16 protein-coding genes are annotated in these 16,536 nt (G+C 70.8%); 4 read left to right on the top strand and 12 right to left on the bottom strand.

What is annotated here, in order from left to right:
* Positions 1 to 225 precede the first annotated feature (225 nt).
* The gene (locus HW578_RS04355) at positions 226 to 1,764 is read right to left on the bottom strand and encodes an ABC transporter substrate-binding protein (protein ID WP_198369316.1); all 1,539 of its coding nucleotides are present in this window, start codon (positions 1,762 to 1,764) and stop codon (positions 226 to 228) included.
* Positions 1,765 to 1,882: 118 nt separating this feature from the next.
* Between HW578_RS04355 and pobA the strand changes: the two genes are divergently transcribed.
* Complete coding sequence (pobA, locus tag HW578_RS04350) at positions 1,883 to 3,058, top strand: 4-hydroxybenzoate 3-monooxygenase (protein ID WP_198369315.1); 1,176 nt, start codon at positions 1,883 to 1,885, stop codon at positions 3,056 to 3,058.
* Here the strand turns inward: pobA and HW578_RS04345 are convergent.
* Positions 3,046 to 4,017: a Gfo/Idh/MocA family oxidoreductase gene (locus HW578_RS04345; protein WP_198369314.1), complete on the bottom strand. Its 972-nt coding sequence runs from the start codon at positions 4,015 to 4,017 to the stop codon at positions 3,046 to 3,048. The genes pobA and HW578_RS04345 overlap by 13 nt on opposite strands.
* A gap of 85 nt (positions 4,018 to 4,102) precedes the next feature.
* Between HW578_RS04345 and HW578_RS04340 the strand changes: the two genes are divergently transcribed.
* Positions 4,103 to 4,900: an enoyl-CoA hydratase/isomerase family protein gene (locus HW578_RS04340; protein ID WP_198369313.1), complete on the top strand. Its 798-nt coding sequence runs from the start codon at positions 4,103 to 4,105 to the stop codon at positions 4,898 to 4,900.
* 1 nt (position 4,901) lies between these two features.
* Here the strand turns inward: HW578_RS04340 and HW578_RS04335 are convergent, their stop codons facing one another.
* Positions 4,902 to 6,089, bottom strand: a complete 1,188-nt coding sequence (locus HW578_RS04335; protein WP_198369312.1) for an MFS transporter — start codon at positions 6,087 to 6,089, stop codon at positions 4,902 to 4,904.
* 24 nt (positions 6,090 to 6,113) lie between these two features.
* Here HW578_RS04335 and HW578_RS04330 point away from each other — a divergent pair, with 24 nt between their 5' ends.
* Positions 6,114 to 7,073, top strand: a complete 960-nt coding sequence (locus HW578_RS04330; RefSeq protein WP_198369311.1) for an NAD(P)-dependent oxidoreductase — start codon at positions 6,114 to 6,116, stop codon at positions 7,071 to 7,073.
* A 2-nt stretch (positions 7,074 to 7,075) separates the two neighbouring features.
* Here HW578_RS04330 and HW578_RS04325 read toward each other — a convergent pair whose 3' ends face one another.
* The 7 genes from HW578_RS04325 to HW578_RS04295 form a co-directional block, all read right to left on the bottom strand.
* Complete coding sequence (locus tag HW578_RS04325; protein WP_198369310.1) at positions 7,076 to 7,765, bottom strand: cyclase family protein; 690 nt, start codon at positions 7,763 to 7,765, stop codon at positions 7,076 to 7,078.
* A gap of 11 nt (positions 7,766 to 7,776) precedes the next feature.
* Positions 7,777 to 9,285: an amidohydrolase family protein gene (locus tag HW578_RS04320; RefSeq protein WP_198369309.1), complete on the bottom strand. Its 1,509-nt coding sequence runs from the start codon at positions 9,283 to 9,285 to the stop codon at positions 7,777 to 7,779.
* Positions 9,286 to 9,302: 17 nt separating this feature from the next.
* Positions 9,303 to 10,079, bottom strand: a complete 777-nt coding sequence (locus HW578_RS04315) for an ABC transporter permease (RefSeq protein ID WP_232478650.1) — start codon at positions 10,077 to 10,079, stop codon at positions 9,303 to 9,305.
* A gap of 4 nt (positions 10,080 to 10,083) precedes the next feature.
* The gene (locus HW578_RS04310) at positions 10,084 to 10,854 is read right to left on the bottom strand and encodes an ABC transporter ATP-binding protein (RefSeq protein ID WP_198369307.1); all 771 of its coding nucleotides are present in this window, start codon (positions 10,852 to 10,854) and stop codon (positions 10,084 to 10,086) included.
* The gene (locus HW578_RS04305) at positions 10,851 to 11,834 is read right to left on the bottom strand and encodes an ABC transporter substrate-binding protein (RefSeq protein WP_198369306.1); all 984 of its coding nucleotides are present in this window, start codon (positions 11,832 to 11,834) and stop codon (positions 10,851 to 10,853) included. The genes HW578_RS04310 and HW578_RS04305 overlap by 4 nt, the downstream gene beginning before the upstream one ends.
* An 84-nt stretch (positions 11,835 to 11,918) precedes the next feature.
* Positions 11,919 to 12,995 (bottom strand): tartrate dehydrogenase, encoded by a 1,077-nt coding sequence (locus tag HW578_RS04300; protein WP_198369304.1) that lies wholly within the window; start codon positions 12,993 to 12,995, stop codon positions 11,919 to 11,921.
* Positions 12,996 to 13,053: 58 nt separating this feature from the next.
* A complete protein-coding gene (locus tag HW578_RS04295) occupies positions 13,054 to 13,773 on the bottom strand; it encodes a DUF1028 domain-containing protein (RefSeq protein WP_198369303.1) in 720 nt (239 codons plus the stop codon).
* Between the two features lie 107 nt (positions 13,774 to 13,880).
* On the opposite strand from HW578_RS04295, the gene HW578_RS04290 reads away from it, so the two are divergent.
* Positions 13,881 to 14,861 (top strand): Bug family tripartite tricarboxylate transporter substrate binding protein, encoded by a 981-nt coding sequence (locus HW578_RS04290; RefSeq protein ID WP_198369302.1) that lies wholly within the window; start codon positions 13,881 to 13,883, stop codon positions 14,859 to 14,861.
* 79 nt (positions 14,862 to 14,940) lie between these two features.
* Here HW578_RS04290 and HW578_RS04285 read toward each other — a convergent pair whose 3' ends face one another.
* Positions 14,941 to 15,657, bottom strand: coding sequence for a haloacid dehalogenase type II (locus HW578_RS04285; RefSeq protein WP_198369301.1), 717 nt, complete (start codon positions 15,655 to 15,657; stop codon positions 14,941 to 14,943).
* Positions 15,654 to 16,532 carry an isocitrate lyase/PEP mutase family protein gene (locus tag HW578_RS04280; RefSeq protein ID WP_198369298.1) on the bottom strand — a complete coding sequence of 293 codons (879 nt, stop codon included), beginning with the start codon at positions 16,530 to 16,532 and terminating at the stop codon, positions 15,654 to 15,656. Before HW578_RS04280 ends, HW578_RS04285 begins: the two co-directional genes overlap by 4 nt.
* Positions 16,533 to 16,536: the final 4 nt, after the last annotated feature.

The following is a 16,536-nucleotide window of genomic DNA, read 5'->3' as shown; positions in this document are numbered from 1 at the left end:
TTCAGACGTGTCCTCTCCCGCTCTCGGGGCCCGCGACCGACGCCGCGGGCCTCCTGGAGTGCCATCTCGCATGACAGGGGCGGCCCGCGGCGTCAGTCGCGGGCCAGGATCGCATGGCGCGACCGCGCCCAGGCCGCCGGCCGCGGCGCGTGCGTCAGCGCCGGACGCGCAGGCCAAGCGCGCGGAGCGCGCGCCCGGCGCATGAGGGCGGGGAAAGCCTCCCGCCTACTTCCACTTCGCCAGGTAGAAGCGCGGCAGTTCGTCCGCGAAGGTCGGGAATTCCAGCTGCCGCTGGAAGCCGAAGGTGCTGACATAGGTGTGCAGCGGCAGCCAGTAGGCCTGCTCGGTCGCACGCCGGATCGCGGCGTCGTAGGCGCGCTTGCGCACGGCCTCGTCGGCGCTCGACCCGCCTTCCTCGACCAGGCGCGTGATCTCGGCATCGCGCGCGTAGTCGTTCGCCCCGCCACTGAAGTAGTTGGGCAGGATCGCGGAGACGTCGTTGATCGAGTACGACCCCCAGGAGCCCATCTCCATCGCGAGCTCGCCGCGCATGGAGCGCTGGATCTGCGCGGCAACCTGCATGAGGTTCAGGCGCGCGCGGATGCCCACGGCCTGCAGATAGTTCTGCACCGCCTCCGACCATTGCCGCGGCTGCACGTAGGAGGTGAGCTCAATGTCGAAGCCATTGGCGAATCCGGCCTCGGCCAGCAGCGCGCGTGCCTTGGCCGGGTCGTAGTCGTAGCGCACCGCGGCCTCGGCGTTGCAGCCGAACTGCGAGGGGAAGCAGGGCGCATCCGGCACGCGCGACCCGCCGCCCACCAGACGCTCGGCGATCGACTTGCGGTCGACCGCGTGCCAGACCGCCTGGCGAACCTTCAGGTGCGTCATCGGGTTGCCCGCGCCGCTGCGGCCCGCCGCATCGAGGTTCAGGAAGCCGACACGCATCGATTCCTGCTGCGTCGCCTGCAGATACGGCAGGCGGTTCACATTGGCGATCTGGTCCGGGTTCATGTTCCAGATCCAATCCACGCGCTGCCCGAGCAGTTCGGTCAGTTCCGTCGCCGCATCGCCAATGTAGCGCGCGGTAAGCTTCTGGATCGCCGGGCGTCCCTTGGGCCCGCCCTGATAGTAGTCGTTGAAGCGTTCGTATTCGACGCCCGCCGCGACATCGACCTTGGTGAAGCGGTACGGCCCGGTGCCGATCGGCGCGCGGGAGAAGCCCTCGGGCCCGACCCGCTCGCGATAGGCCTTGGGCCAGATCGGCATGACCAGCGCGGCATATTCGAGCGCGGCGGGCGTCGGCCGCTTCATGTTCAGGCGGACGGTCCAGTCGCCGGTCTTCTCCGCGCCCTCGATCCAGTTGTAGTTCGATGGCGTGGCGACGCGCGTGTTCGGATCGGCCACGGTGTTGATGGTGTAGACCACGTCGTCCGGCCCGAAGGCGCTGCCGTCGTGGAACTTCACGCCCTGGCGCAGCGTGAAGTCGATGGTCTTGCTGTCCACCCAGCGCCATTCGGTGGCGAGCGCCGGCACGATGCGGAAGGTGGCGGGGTCGCGATGCACCAGCCCGTCCCAGGCCTGGTGGCCGATGATCAACCCGGTGCGCTGGCTATTGAAATAGGGGTCGACATTCGGCACAGCGTCGCGGAAGGCGATGCGCAGGGTGTTCGCGCTGCGCTGCGCGGCCGCGGGCCGCGCCATGATCATCGGGGCTGCCAGGACCGCCGCGGCACCCTGGCCCAGAACGCGTCGTGAGATCGTCATGTCGGTGCTCTCCCGCTTGTTGGGGATAGCCTAGGGACTGCGGTGCCCGCCCGGCAAGCCCGCGCCTTGCCGCGGCCCGTGCCGGCCGCCATACGGGAGGTTCAGGGAGATATCCGCCATGCGAACGCAGGTCGGGATCATCGGTGCCGGGCCGGCAGGGCTGCTGCTGGCGCAGATGCTGCACCAGCGCGGCATCGATGCCGTGGTGCTGGAAGCGCGCTCGCGTGCCTACGTGGAGAGCCGCATCCGTGCAGGCCTGCTCGAACAGGGCTCGGTCGAGACGCTGACCGAGGCCGGCGTCGCCGACCGCCTGCATCGCGAGGGCCTCGTGCATCATGGCCTGGAACTGCGCTTCGGCGGCACGGGGCACCGCATCGACCTCGCAGGCCTGACCGGCGGCAAGGTGGTCACCATCTACGGCCAGCAGGAAGCGGTGAAGGACATGATCGCCGCGCGCCTCGCCGCCGGCCTGCCGCTGCTGTTCGAAGCCGCCGACGTCGCCATCCACGACATCGCCACCAACCGCCCGCGCATCACCTTTCGCCATGGCGGACGCGACCAGGCGCTGGAGTGCGACATCATCGCCGGCTGCGACGGCTTCCATGGCGTCTGCCGCGCCGCCATCCCGTCCGCCGACCTGCGCATCTTCGACCGGGTCTATCCCTTCGCCTGGCTCGGCATCCTGTCGCGGTCGAAGCCGATGTCGGAGGAACTGATCTACGCGCGCCATGCCGACGGCTTCGCGCTGGCCACGATGCGCAGCACCACCGTCAGCCGGCTGTATCTGCAATGCGCGCCTGATGAAGACGTCGCGCAATGGTCCGACGACCGGATCTGGTCGGCGCTGCGCACGCGCCTCGGCGCGGCCGGCGGCGAACTGGAGGAAGGCCCGATCCTGCAGAAGGGCATCACTGCCATGCGGTCCTTCGTGGCCGAGCCGATGCGCCATGGCCGGCTGTTCCTCGCCGGCGATGCCGCGCACATCGTCCCGCCGACCGGCGCGAAGGGCATGAACCTCGCGATCGCCGACGTACGCGTGCTGGTGCGGGCGCTGGAGGCCTTCTTCGCCGGTGAGGGCGGCGACCTGATCGACCGCTATTCCGCCACCTGCCTCGACCGCATCTGGAAGGTGCAGCGCTTCTCCTGGTGGATGACGCAGCTGCTGCACCGCTACGATGGCGAGGACGCCTTCGAGCACCGCGTCAGGATGGCGGAGCTCGACTACCTGGCCGGATCGGTCGCGGCGCAGACCACGCTGGCGGAGAACTACGTGGGCCTGCCCTACGCCGATTGAGCGAGGATCGCCTCCACCACCTCCTGCACCTCCAGCGCCTCGCGCAGCGTGGCCAGGTGGTGCGGCTCGCCCCGTGTCATCGCCGCCACGCCATCCAGCTGCCGTGCGAGCACCATCGGCCGCATGCGTTCGTTCGGCAGCGCATCGGGGGCGGGCGACCATGCGCCATCGGCGCCGCGGCGCTCGGCGAAGGACCAGTCGCGCAGGCGGATCGCGCCGCCCGGGCCTTCCAGCACCCAGGCATTGTGGTCATCCGCCAGCGTGGTGCCGACACCGCCCGAGAGCGTGACCGGCACGCCGCCGGCGAGCAGGCGCGCGGCGACCGCCGTCTCGGCGCGGCCCGGCGCATCGAAGCGCGCGCGCGCGGCCTCCAGCACCAGCGGGCCGAGCTGCCGGCGCGTGAGGAACAGGAAGTGCGAGACGACCTCGCGCGTAAAGCCGCCCTGCTCGCGGCGATCCAGCCAGGACACGGCATCGCGCTGCCAGGATCGCGGCCAGGCGGCGAAGGCGATGGTGATGGCGGCCTCCCGCGGGGTGCCGATCGCCTCGCGCCAGGCGATCAGCTGCGCCACCGCGGGCGAGGAGGCCATCGGGAAGTTCACCGCGCCGCGCGCGCCCGCCGCTTCCGCCGCCGCGACGAAGTCGCGCGCCGCCGCCAGGTCCACCGAGAGCGGCTTCTCGAGGAAGGCCGCCTTGCCCGCGGCGAAGGCCGCCTGCGCATGCGCCAGGTGGAAGGCGGGCGGGGATGCCACGTAGAGGCAGTCGCAGGCGGCGATCACCGCTTCGGCGGACTCCATCATCGGCACGCCCGGCGCCGCCGCGGCGAGCCGCACGGCCGCTTCGGGCGCAGGGTCCCATACCCCCGCGATGCGCACCTGCGCATGCCCCGCGGCGAAGCGCGCGAGGCGTTCCCCCATGATGCCGAAGCCGACGATGCCGAGTGCGATGTTCTCCGCCATGACCGATCCCCTCGTGATGCGGCCGCCTGTATCGCCGGGTGCGGCGCCGCGGTCTATCCTGGGCCTCGCTGCAAAGGGGGAACGCATGTCCGAGACCGAGACGCCGGTGCTGATCACGCGCGAGGGGCCGGTGGTGCGGCTCACGCTCAACCGCCCGCATCGCCGCAACGCCATGAGCAACGCGATGGGTGAGGCGCTGGACGCCGCGCTCGATGCGCTCGAGGCCGATCGCGACTCGCGCGTCGTCGTGCTCTCGGGGGCGGGCGGGCATTTCTGCGCCGGGCTCGACCTGTCGGAAGTGGCCTCGGGCGGGACGGAGGCGGAACGGCTTGCCGCGCAGCAGGCGCGCAACCATCGCACCGGCCAGCGCTTCCTGCGCCTGTCGCGGCTGCCGCAGGTGGTGGTGGCGGCGATCCAGGGTTCGGCGCATGCCGGCGGGCTCGGCTGGGTCTGCGCCGCCGATATCGCGATCGCCACCAGCGATGCGCGCTTCTGCGCGCCGGAGGTGCGGCGCGGCCTGGTGCCCGCGCAGATCCTGCCCTGGCTGACCCGTCGCATGGGTCGCAGCGCCGCGACGCGCATGGTGCTGCGCGGCGATGTGATCGACGCCGTGGAGGCCGGCCGGCTTGGCCTGGTGCACCAGGTGGTGGCGGATGCCGCCGCGCTCGAAGCCGCGGTCGGCGCCGTGCTGGCCGACCTGCGCCAGGGCGCGCCGATGGCGCTGGCCGAGACCAAGGCGCTGATCGCGGCCCTCGGTCCGCTCTCGCCCGAGGGCTATGCCGAAGCCGGCGCGCAGGCCTTCGCGAAATGCGCGGCCGGCCCCGAGGCGCGCGAGGGCATCGCCGCCTTCCAGCAGAAGCGCCCGCCCGCATGGGCGGGGTGAGTCACCGCGCCCGCCCGACCAGCGCCGCCACCACGGCGAGCTGCGCCGCGACCGCCAGCATCGGCAGCGTCCAGCCGCCGGTCAGCGTGACCAGCAGCGAGAAGACCGACGGCCCGGCGACATAGCCGAGGAAGACGAACAGCGTCGTGCCCGAGGTAACGTCGCTGACGCGATCGGGCGGGGCGACGCGCGCGACCTCGGCCAGCGAGATGCCGTTCCATGAGGCACCGACGAAACCCGCGAGGACGCATAGCGGCAGCAGCAGCGTGCGCGCATCTTCCGGCAGCAGCGCGAGTGCAGCGACGCTGCCCGCCGCGACGAAAGCCTGCACCACCAGGTTGCGCGTCGCGTTGCCCGTGCGGTCGGCCAGCCAGCCGAGCAGGATGCGCGCCACCACGCCCGCCACCTGCATGGCGGCGAAGACGCCGCCGGCCTCGACCAGGCCCATGCCGCGGGTCTCCACCAGCCAGGTGACGGTGAAGGAGAACAGGCAGCCCTGGCAGAGTGCGAAGGCGACGGAGAGCGCGGTGAGGCGTGGCAGCAGCGGATCGACGCGCAGTGCCGCGATCGGTGCGGCGATGGTGTGCGCCGAGAGCACGTCGCGCAGGCCGATGCGCCGCGCGGGATCGCGTTCCGCATCCAGCATCGCGCGCAGCGGCTGGATCGCCGCGGCCGCGAGCAGCGAGACGCCGACCGCCACCAGCAGCGCCGCCGGCCAGCCCGCTGCGATGGCGATCGGCGCCGAGACCAGCCCCGCCAGCGCGCCCCCCAGCGGCGCGCCCGCCTGCTTCACCGAGAAGATCAGCGTGCGGTGCTGCTTCGGCGCCGTCGCCGCCAGGATGCGGCTGCCCGCGGGCGGGGAGGGGCCGTAGCCCACGCCCAGCAGCAGCGAGGCGAGGCCGATTGCCGCCACCGTGCCCAGGCCCGCGACCAGAAGCGCAAGGGCCGCCAGCACCGCGCCCGCCTGCAGCATCCGCACCGGCCCCAGCCGCGCGAGATACGGCCCGCCCAGCAGCAGGAACAGCACGGTGCCGAAGGCCACCAGGGAGGAGAAATTGCCGATGCGTTCCGGGGCGAGGCCAGCACTCGCGGTGATCAGCGGCGCCACCACGGGCAGCGTCTGCGTCATGAAGGACGCGACGGACTGCATCAGCAGGGTGGCCCCGAGGGCGGCGATCCAGGGCGCCATGCGGCGAGACTAGGCGCGCGACGCATGGGCGTCACGCCCGTGTCGCGGCTTGCCAGCGCGGCGGCGGCGGCGGAGCATCCGGCGCAGCGAGAGGGCAAGGGAACGGACATGGCGCAACGCATCGGCTTCATCGGGCTCGGCATGATGGGCCTGCCCATGGCGCGGTCGCTGCTGGCGCGCGGCTTCGCGGTGCTGGCCTGCGACACCTCGGCCGCGGCGCGCGATGCACTGGCCGAGGGCGCCGCACCCGGCGCGGTGGACTTCGCCCCCGACCCCGTGGCGGTGGCCGCGGGCGCGGAGGTGGTCGTGCTGATGCTGCCCAACAGCCGCATCGTCGCGACGGTGATGGAGACACTGCTGCCGGCGCTGCGGCCCGGCATGCTGGTGATCGACATGGGGTCGTCGGAACCTGGCGAGACGCGGCGCTTCGCGGAGCTCGCGGCCCAGCGCGGCGCGGGCTTCGTCGATGCGCCGGTCTCGGGCAGCGTGGCCAAGGCGAAGACCGGCACGCTCGCCATCATGGTCGGTGGCGACGATGCCGCCTTCGCCAAGGCCGAGCCCGTGCTGCGCGGGATGGGGGAGGCCATCATCCGGACAGGTGCCGTGGGCAGCGCGCATGCGATGAAGGCGCTGAACAACTTCGTCTATGCGGCGGGGCTGCTCGCCACCGCCGAGGCGCTGCGGATGGGGGAGGCGCTGGGCCTCGACCTCGGCATCTTGACCGATGTGATGAACGCGTCGTCGGGGCGCAACATCGCGACCGAGACCAAGGCGCGGCAGGAGATCATCCCGCGCCGCTACGCCGGCGGCTTCCAGCTCGGCCTGATGCGCAAGGACCTGGAGACCGCGGGCAGCATTGCCGAGAGCACGGGCGTGGCCTCGCCTTCGCTGCAGTTGTGCCGCGCCTTGTGGACGGAAGCGGTGGAGCTGCTTGGCCCCAAGGTGGACAACACCGAGATCCACCGCTTCCTGAACGAGCGGTAACGCTATTCGAAGATCGCCACGGCGCGGATCGGGCTCGCGGTCCCGCCGCGGATCTTCAGCGGGAAGCCGATGAAGCGGAAGCGCCCGCGCCCGATCAGCTTGTCGAGGTTCGCGAGGCATTCCATGTGCGTGATGCCCCGCTCCGCGCAGGCCATGTGCGCCTGGAAGTTGGGCTCGCCTTCGGGGGCGGGGCTGATCGCCTCGACCCCGAACATGCCGATGCCCTGGTCGGCCAGCCAGTGGATGGCGGGCAGCGACAGGCCGGGGAAATCGTGCAGGTAGCCGGGCTTGCCGAGCAGGCGCTCGTTCGTCGCCATCCACACCAGAACGGTGTCGCCAGGCTGGATGGTCTGGCCTGATTTCGCGACCGCCGCCTGGACCTCCTCGAGCGTCGCGGCGGTCTTGAGCGGGATGTGCGAGAGGTCGATGCAGAAGGCGCTGGTGTAGAACTTCTCGAGCGGGACCTCGTCGACCGATTGCGCGCCGGGACGCGGGTCGAAATGCACCGGCGCGTCCACATGCGTGCCGGCATGGTCGCTCAGCGACAGGTACATCGCCTTGCTGCTGAACACCGTGTTGCCGGCGTGCTTCTTTTCGTTGTGGTCGTTCCAGACGGTCATCACCACCGGCGGGTGGCTCGGATGCGTCTGCGTGCGGTGGAAGATCTCGCGGCTGAGATCGACGATTTCCATGGTGCGTTCCCTCAGGCCGGCGCGTCGCAGAGGTATTGGCGGATGTGATAGGGCTGCGCCGCCAGCGCCGGGCAGAAGGAGGAGACGACGGGTTCGAGCTTCTCGTAAAGGTCCTTGAACTCGACGTTCAGCGCCTCGAGCCGTTCGCGCGCCGCTTCCGCCTCCACCGCCAGCTTCGCGAGGTCGATGGTCAGCAGCCGGCGGTCCTGCACCACGAAGCGCCCGCCGATCATCACGTGCCGCACGCCGGTCCCGTCCTCGGTGTGCACCACCTGGTTGACCGACCAGTTGTGCGGGATCCAGTTGATCGAGGCGAGGTCGAGGAAGACGATGTCCGCCTTCTTGCCCGGCGCGATCGCGCCGATGTCGTCGAAGCCGAGCGCGCGCGCGGAACCCTGCGTGGCGGCTGTGTAGATATCCTCCACACCCGCCCAGTATCGCGGGTCGGGCGTCTGGACCTTGGAGAGCATCGAGGCATAGCGCATCGCCTCGTACATGTTCTGGTTGTCGGAGCAGTTCGCGCCATCGGTGCCGAGGCCCACATTCACGCCGAGTTCGCGCGCGCGATGGAAGCGGAACATGCCGTTGCCGAGGCGCATGTTGCTGCCCGGGTTGTGCGCCAGCGACCCGCCGCGGTCGCGCACGATCCTGAGGTCGTCATCGTCCAGCCAGATGGCGTGCGCGGCGACGAAGTCCGGCCCGATCAGCCCGAGGCTATCCATGTGCTGGATCAGCGTCCTGCCGTAGCGCTTCATGCCGACCAGCGCCTGCACCTTGCTCTCGCCGACATGGCTGTGCAGGCCGACCTTGTAGTCGCGCGCCAGGTCGCGGCAGCCGCACATGAAGGCGTCCGAGCAATGGTGCGGGATGGTGGGTGCCACGGCGGCGCGGATGTCGTGGCCGGCCCAGCGCCAGTTCGCGAGCACGCCGCGCATGGACTCCAGCGTGCGCTCCCAGGCCGGCAGGCGCAGCTTGTCCACGCGGGCCTGCAGCGGCGTCGGCAGGGCGTCGTAGAGACCGGGGATGGCCTCATAGACGGTCCGGTCTGCGACCATCGGCGCGATCACCGCGCGCATGCCGATGCCGTGGTAGGCCTCCGCCACCGCATCGAGGCCCTCCGCGCTCGGCATCGGGAATTCGTAGTAGAGGTCGTAGGCCGCGGTGCAGCCCTTCAGCACCATCTCGGCGGCAACGATCTGCGTGGTCAGCTTCTTGTCCTGTAGCGATCGCGACCCGCCGATCCAGGGGGCGGCGGCCAGCAGCAGCTCCAGCGTCCACTTGTCGCCCTGCCCGCGCGCGAGGCCGCCATGGCCATGCGTATGCGCGTTGATCAGCCCGGGATGGATCAGGCAACCCGTGGCATCGACCACCTTCGCATCCGGTGGTGCGGCGATGCCCGCGCCGACCTCGAGGATGATACCGTCGCGGATCAGCACATCGGCAGGTGCCGCGCGGCGCAGGCCGGGATCGGCGAGCAGCGCGCCGCGAATGATGGTGGTGCCGGGTTCGGTCGCGGCCATGGGCATGGTCTCTCGGTTCAGGCGGCGGGCGGGGCGGTGTTCTCCGACCCGCTCGACCAGGGAAACAGGATGCGTTCGGCGACGGACACCGCCTGGAACAGGACGATGCCCATGATCGCCAGGATCACCACCGCGCTGAAGGCGAGCGGCGTGCGGAAGAAGGCCATCGATGTCTGGATCAGGTAGCCGAGCCCGGCATCGGCGCCGACGAATTCGGCCACCACCGCGCCCACGACGGACAGCGCCGCGGCCACCTTGAGCCCGCCGAAGACGAAGGGCACGGCGAAGGGCAGGCGGATGCGCAACAGTTCCTGGATGCGCCCGGCACGGCAGGCGCGTCCGAGTTCGATCAGCTCGGGCGGCGTCGCCAGCAGCCCGGCGACGGACGCCACCACCAGCGGGAAGAACGCCACCAGGAAGGTCACGATCACCCGCGGCACCTCGTTCGCCCCCAGCGCCACGATCAGGATCGGCGCGAGTGCCACCTTCGGGATGGATTGCGTCACCACCAGCAGCGGATAGATCGCCGCCGAGATCGCGCGCGAGGATGCGATCAGCATCGCCAGCGGCAGGCTGACCAGCACCGATGCTACGAAGCCCAGCAGCACCGTCGTCAGCGTGGACATCGTGTGTTCCAGCACCATCGGCCAGACAGCGATGGTGGCGGTCCAGATGGCGGATGGCGCGGGCAGCAGGAATTCGCGGATGCCGAAGAAGCGCACACCGAATTCCCAGGCAGCGAACACTCCGACCACGGCGATCCAGGCGGGCAGTGCGGCCTTGAAGCGCGTCATCGCCTCACGCCGCGCGGGCGGCGCGCTCGCCGAAGATGTGGTCGCGGATCCGGCGTGCGCAGCGCTGGAACTCATCACTGCCCTCCTGGTCGAAGGAACGCGGGCGGGGCAGGTCCACCTCCACCACATCGACGATGCGGCCTGGCCGCGGGGACATCACGACCACGCGGTCGGCCAGCAGCACGGCCTCGGGGATGGAGTGCGTCACGAACAGCACGGCCATCTTCCGCGCCGCCCATAACCTCAGAAGCTCGATCGACATCTCCTCGCGCGTCAGGGCGTCGAGCGCACCGAAGGGTTCGTCCATCAGCAGCAGCCGAGGGTTCTGCAGCAGTGCGCGGCAAATCGCGACACGCTGCTGCATGCCGCCCGAGAGCTCGCGCGGGAGCTTCGATTCGAATCCTGCCAATCCCGCCGTCGCGAGCAGCGCGCGGGCGCGGTCCTCAGTATCCGTCGCCATGCGGCCCATCAGCCGCAGCGGGAAGGTCACGTTGCGCAGCACATCGGCCCAGGGCAGCAGCGTGGCCGCCTGGAAGACCATGGCGGTCTCGGCGCGCGGCGTGGTCACGCGCGAGCCGTCGATCAGCGTCGCCCCCTGGGTCGGCGGCACCAGCCCGGCAGCCAGCCTCAGCAGCGTGGACTTGCCGCAGCCCGAGGCGCCGACGATGGCGACGAATTCGCCCTCCGCAACGTCAAGCGATATGTCGCGCAGCGCCTCCACGGCCGCCCCGTCGCGGCCGCGGAAGGTCTTGGAGATGCTCTCGAACCGGATCACGGCAGCAGGCTGGTATCCACCGCCTGGCGATAGTCCCAGGCGGGGTCGATCTGCTGCGACGCAGCGACCTGTTCCCAGGTGAAACGCAGCCGCTCCGGATCCTGCCGGCCAAGGCCGGTCTGCCGCGCATGATCGGTGAAGACGTAGGTCATGGTGGCGCGCAGCGAGCCCTGGCAGTCGTCGAGCTCGACCTCACGGTTGCGCTGCACGTGCAGGCGGCAGGCCTCCTCCTGGTTCTCGTTCGCCCAGGTGAGGGCATTGGTCGCCCCGCGGAGGAAGCGGCGCACCAGGTCGGGGTTGCGCTGGATGGTCTCGTCGGTCGCCATGAGTGTCGTGGCGTAGATCGCGAAGCCCGTCTCGACGAAGGGCAGCACCACGATCTCCTCGCCGGCCCGCTGCGCCGCCTTGTTCTGGTAGTAGTGATGGATGGCGAAGAAGGGCGCGGCGTCCAGTCGGCGGCTGATCAGCAGCGCCGCCATGGCCGAGGCATCCGTGTTCACCCAGGTGATGCGGTCGGGATCGGTCCCGGCGCGGCGCGCGACCTCGGGGAAATACAGCCGGTGGCTGTTGCCCGGCGTGATGCCGATGCGCCGGCCTTCCAGCCCGCGGAAATTGGTGATGCCGGAGGAGCGCAGCACAAAGAGCGAATGCGGCGAATGCGTATAGATCTGCATGATGGCGCGCACTGGCGTGTTCTGCCGGGCACGCGCCGCCATCACCGCGCTGATGTCGGCGACCCCGAAGGCCGCCGTGCCCGCCGCCACCTTGTTCACCGTGTCGCCGGAGCCATAGCCGCGGGTGAGCGAGAGCTCGATCCCCTGTTCCCGCCAGGCGCCGCGTGCGGCACCGGCGAAGTAGGCGGCGTGCTCGCCCGTGGGGATCCAATCGAGTTGCAGCAGGACCCTGTCCTGGGCACGGGCGGGCTGCGCTGCGAAGGCCGCGAGCGCGAACAGCCCGGCCGCGATGCAATGGCGCATCATCGTCCGTCTCCCTGTGTCGTTTGCTGCCGCGCGGCGTAGTCCCGGGGGCGAAGCAGACGACGAAACGGACAAGGGCGCAACCCGCTACGTGTTGGCGCCCGACAATGCCGCGATCACCGCCTGGGTGACGTGGTCGGTTGTCGCCGTGCCGCCGAGGTCGGGTGTCAGCACGTCACCGCGCGCCGTGACCGCTTCCACCGCGCGCATCAGGCGCTGCGCGGCGGGTGCCTCGCCCAGGTGCTCCAGCATCATCGCCGCCGTCCAGAAGGAGCCGAGCGGATTGGCGATGCCCTTACCGGTGATGTCGAAGGCCGAGCCATGGATCGGCTCGAACATCGAGGGCCGGCGCCGCTGCGGGTCGATGTTGCCGGTCGCCCCGATGCCGAGCGACCCGGCCAGCGCCGAGGCCAGGTCCGACAGGATATCGGCATGCAGGTTCGTGGCCACCACCGTGTCGATCGTGCCCGGCTTCATCACCATGCGCGCGGTCATGGCATCGACCAGCATCTTGTCGACCGCGAGCTCGGGGTATTGCGCGGTGACCTCGGCGCAGACCTCGTCCCACATCACCATGCCGTGGCGCTGGGCGTTGGACTTCGTCACCACCGTGAGCAGCTTGCGCGGGCGGGACATCGCCACCTCGCAGGCATGGCGGCAGATGCGCGCCACGCCGTCGCGGGTGAAGACCGCAACATCCATCGCGACTTCGATCGGCAGGCCGCGATGCGCGCGCCCGCCGACGCCGGCGTACTCGCCCTCACTGTTCTCGCGCACGATCACCCAGTCGATCTGGCGGCCGAGATCCTCGCGCAGCGGCCCGCGCACGCCTGGCAGCAGGCGGGTGGGGCGCACATTCGCGTACTGGTCGAAGCCCTGGCAGATCGCGAGCCGCAGCTCCCACAGGGTGATGTGGTCGGGGATGTCCGGCGCGCCGACCGCGCCGAAGAAGATGGCGTCGAAGCCCTCGAGCTGCTTGAGCCCGTCATCCGGCATCATCTTCTCGGTGCGGCGGTACATTTCGCTGCCCCAGTCGAAGGATTCGAAGGCCACCGAGAAGCCGCCCTGCGCGGCGGCGGTCGCTTCCAGCACGCGGCAGCCCGCGGCGATCACCTCGGGCCCGATGCCGTCGCCCCCGATGGCGGCGATCCTGTGCTGGCGCATGTGCTGTCCCTCCTGTGGCGGCGACCGTGTGGCGCGCGGCGCGGCGGCGCGCAAGGGCTCAGCGGCGCAGGCGCAGGTCCAGCCCGCGCGCGCGCCAGCCGGCCTCGATCGCATCGAGGTCGGTCAGCCCCGCCGGATTGGCGCGCGAGGGGCGGGTGTGCTGGGTCGGCTCCGCCTGTACGCGCCACAGCGCCAGCAGCCGCGACAATTCCACCAGCGGTTCCGGATGGTCGTCCACGCGCAGGTTGATGTCGGGGAAGTCCTCGGTCGTGGTGATCGTCAGCGCGGCCGACTGCTTCCCGCGCTTGTCGCCGCCCTCGGCCTGGCCGGCATGCAGCGCTTCCATCAGGCGCTCGGCGAAGGGCAGGTCGGTGCGCGCGGCGAAGACCTCGGCCGTCGCCTCGATGACGCAGCCATTCGCCAGCATGTTGCCGGCGACGGAGAAGCCCTCGCCGGCGACCGACCCGCACCATTCGACGCAATTCTCGCCGGTATGCGCGGCAACGCGCCCGGCGGCATCCACCACATGGATCTGTCGCAGCCCGCGCCCCTCGTCGCCCGCGAGAGCACTGTCCAGCGCGAGCCGCGGCGAAAGCCCGCGCGCCAGCGCCTCCAGTACCGCGGGGCCGAGGTAGCGGTTGCTCATGGATTGCGTCGAGACCGCGCCCACCCCGGTGCGCAGGAAGGGGCAGGCGGCGCCGACCGCGAGGTTGCAGGTGGTGACCGCGACGGCGAAGGCGCCGGTTGCGGGATCACGCGCGACGATGGACCAGGTCATGGGGAAGGGCTCCGCTGTGCCCGCCCATCCTGCACCGGCGCGCCGCTGTTGACAGCAGGGCGCCCGCCCGCCGATGACGGATGCAATCCAACGGGAGGACCAGCGCCATGACCATCCGACTGACCCGCCGCGCCCTGGGCGTGGCCGCCGCTGCCCTGCCGGGGCTCGCCCATGCGCAGGCCGCCGCCTGGCCGACCGGCCCCGTGCGGCTGGTGGTGCCTTTCGGTGCGGGCGGGGCGGTGGATACGCTCTCGCGCACCGTTGCCAACGCCTTCGGGCCGTATTCGAACGGGCACCCCATGGTGGTGGAGAACCGCTCCGGCGCGGGCGGGGCCATTGCCGGCCAGTTCACCGCGCAGTCGCGCCCCGACGGGCAGACACTGATGATGGCCGATGTCGGCGCCAACGCGATCGGCAAGCTGCTGCAGCCCGGGCTCGCCTACGATCCCGCCACGGCCTTCACGCCGATCATCCACCTGGTGAACCTGCCGATCGTGGTGATCGTGCCGGCCAGCAGCCGCGTGCGCACGCTGGACGACCTTGCGGCGCTGGCGCGCGCGCGCACGGACGGCATTCCCTATGCCTCGCCCGGCGTGGGCCATGTCAGCCACCTTGCGGCCGAGCTGCTGGCGCAGCGCGCCGGCGTGAAGTTTACCGCGGTGCATTACCGCTCCGGCGCCGACGTGCTGCGCAGCGTCATCGCGGGCGAGACAGAGTTCAGCATCCCCTCCGTCTCCACCGCGCTGCCCTTCATCCGCGAGGAGAAGGTGCGCGCCATCGCGATCGGTACGCCGCGCCCGGTGCCCGCGCTGCCGGGCATTCCCGCCGTTGCCGACCGCTACCCCGGCTTCGAGGCGATGACCTGGCACGGCATCTCCGGCCCCGCGGGGATGGATGCCGCGCTGGTGCAGCGCATCAACGCCGCCTTCCGCGCCATCATCACCAACCCCGAGGTGAAGTCCGCCGTCGAGACCCGCCAGGCGGCCGAGATCGTCGCCGGCACGCCGGCGGAGTTCGCGGCCCTGGTCGCTGGCGACATCGCCAAGTGGGGGCCGGTGATCCGCGAGGGCAACATCCGCGCGGAGTGAGCGACGCGCCGCCCGCAGGCCCGGCGTTGTTGCCGGGCCGTCGGCGGCAATCGCGTCCAGCGCGTGGCCGAACCAGGGTTCAGCAGCCCAGCTGGTCGGCCAGTTCCTCGAAGCTGCCGGCGATCACACCCCAGTCGGATTCGGCGCGCGTATCGGTGGTCTGCGCGGCGCCGTGCTCCGCCGGGCGCAGCACGAAGGCGGTGGCGAGCCCCGCCTTGCGCGCCGCCGCCAGATCGCCGTTATGGGCGGCGACCAGCGCGACTTCGCCCGGTGCGTGGCCAAGGATCTCGGCCGTGCGCGTATAGGCCTCAGGCTGCGGCTTGTAGGCCTGCACCGGCTCCGCCCCCAGAATCGCATCCCAGGGGATGCCCGCGCGCTTGGCCATGTTCGCCAGCAGCAGGATGTTGCCGTTGGACAGCGGCGCGATGAAGTGGCGCGCCTTCAGCCGGATCAGGCCGGGGATGGTGTCGGGCCAGGGGTCGAGGCGATGCCAGGCGCGGTTCAGCCATTGGCACTCGCCCTCCTCCGCGGCGATGCCGTGTTCCGCCAATAGCGCGTCGAGGTTCTCCCGGTGCAGCACATCGAGCCGCGTGAAGGGGCGGCGGCCGGAGCGCACCTCCTCCATCGCCGGCTGGTAGCGCCGGCGCCAGGCATCGGCGAAGGCGAAGGGATCCACGTCAGTGCGGTTGTGCTTCGAGAGGAAGGTCTTCGCGTCGCGCGCCACGCCGCTGCGCCAGTCCACGACGGTGCCGAACACGTCGAAGACCAGCGCCTTCACATGGGGAAGCGCGCTCATTCGGCGGCCTTCGCGGGCTGCTGCGCCCAGCGCGTCTCGAAGTCCCAGACCTCGGGGAAGCCCATCAGTTCCGTCATGCGCTTGAAGCCATAGGATTCGCCGATGGCGATGCTGTCGCCGTGCTGCTTTAGGTGGGCATAGACGCGCTCCATCGCCGCCGCCATGGCGAGGAAGCCCACCGCCGGGTAGATCGCGATGGCGTAGCCTATCTCGGCCAGCTTGGCCGCCGGCAGCAGCGGCGTGCGCCCGCCCTCCACCATGTTGGCGAGCAGCGGCTTGTCGATGGCCTTGCCGATGGCGCGCATCTCCTCCTCGCTCTCGGGGCTCTCGATGAAGACGATGTCCGCGCCGGCCTCGCCGAACATGCGCCCGCGGCGGATCGCTTCCTCGAGGCCGAGCGTGGTGCGCGCATCGGTGCGGGCCACGATCAGGAAGTCGGGGCTGGTGCGCGCCTCGGCCGCGACCTTGATCTTGAGCACCATCTCCTCGGCCGGGATGACGCGGCGGCCGGGCGTGTGGCCGCATTTCTTGGGCATCTCCTGGTCTTCGAGCTGGATGCCCGAAATCCCTGCCGCCTCGTAGCCCATCACGGTGTGGCGCACGTTGAGCAGCCCGCCATAGCCGGTATCGGCATCGGCGATCATCGGCGTGCGCACGCCGCGCGCCATCTGCCCCATGCGGCTGACCATGTCGGTATAGGTCGCGATGCCCGCATCCGGCACGCCGAGATGCGAGGCCACCGTGCCGAAACCGGTGCCGTAGAGGCAGTCGAAGCCCATGCCGTCGGCCACCTTGGCCGAGATCATGTCGAAGATCCCCGGAGCGACGATGAATCGCTTCTCGGCGAAGGCTTTGCGGAGCGCGGGATTGGCCATGGTC

It is taken from the genome of Roseomonas rosulenta (assembly GCF_016106005.1).
Classification (GTDB): Bacteria; Pseudomonadota; Alphaproteobacteria; order Acetobacterales; family Acetobacteraceae; genus Neoroseomonas; species Neoroseomonas rosulenta.
The sequence above is the reverse complement of the archived record's forward strand: the minus strand, read 5'-3'. Positions and strand labels throughout refer to the sequence as shown.

Bases quoted from the DNA above. Each gene is read 5' to 3' on its own strand.
- HW578_RS04355 (WP_198369316.1), bottom strand. From the start codon at position 1,764: ATGACGATCTCACGACGCGTTCTGGGCCAGGGTGCCGCGGCGGTCCTG.
- pobA (WP_198369315.1), top strand. From the start codon at position 1,883: ATGCGAACGCAGGTCGGGATCATCGGTGCCGGGCCGGCAGGGCTGCTG.
- HW578_RS04345 (WP_198369314.1), bottom strand. From the start codon at position 4,017: ATGGCGGAGAACATCGCACTCGGCATCGTCGGCTTCGGCATCATGGGG.
- HW578_RS04340 (WP_198369313.1), top strand. From the start codon at position 4,103: ATGTCCGAGACCGAGACGCCGGTGCTGATCACGCGCGAGGGGCCGGTG.
- HW578_RS04335 (WP_198369312.1), bottom strand. From the start codon at position 6,089: ATGGCGCCCTGGATCGCCGCCCTCGGGGCCACCCTGCTGATGCAGTCC.
- HW578_RS04330 (WP_198369311.1), top strand. From the start codon at position 6,114: ATGGGCGTCACGCCCGTGTCGCGGCTTGCCAGCGCGGCGGCGGCGGCG.
- HW578_RS04325 (WP_198369310.1), bottom strand. From the start codon at position 7,765: ATGGAAATCGTCGATCTCAGCCGCGAGATCTTCCACCGCACGCAGACG.
- HW578_RS04320 (WP_198369309.1), bottom strand. From the start codon at position 9,285: ATGGCCGCGACCGAACCCGGCACCACCATCATTCGCGGCGCGCTGCTC.
- HW578_RS04315 (WP_232478650.1), bottom strand. From the start codon at position 10,079: ATGACGCGCTTCAAGGCCGCACTGCCCGCCTGGATCGCCGTGGTCGGA.
- HW578_RS04305 (WP_198369306.1), bottom strand. From the start codon at position 11,834: ATGATGCGCCATTGCATCGCGGCCGGGCTGTTCGCGCTCGCGGCCTTC.
- HW578_RS04300 (WP_198369304.1), bottom strand. From the start codon at position 12,995: ATGCGCCAGCACAGGATCGCCGCCATCGGGGGCGACGGCATCGGGCCC.
- HW578_RS04295 (WP_198369303.1), bottom strand. From the start codon at position 13,773: ATGACCTGGTCCATCGTCGCGCGTGATCCCGCAACCGGCGCCTTCGCC.
- HW578_RS04290 (WP_198369302.1), top strand. From the start codon at position 13,881: ATGACCATCCGACTGACCCGCCGCGCCCTGGGCGTGGCCGCCGCTGCC.
- HW578_RS04285 (WP_198369301.1), bottom strand. From the start codon at position 15,657: ATGAGCGCGCTTCCCCATGTGAAGGCGCTGGTCTTCGACGTGTTCGGC.
- HW578_RS04280 (WP_198369298.1), bottom strand. From the start codon at position 16,532: ATGGCCAATCCCGCGCTCCGCAAAGCCTTCGCCGAGAAGCGATTCATC.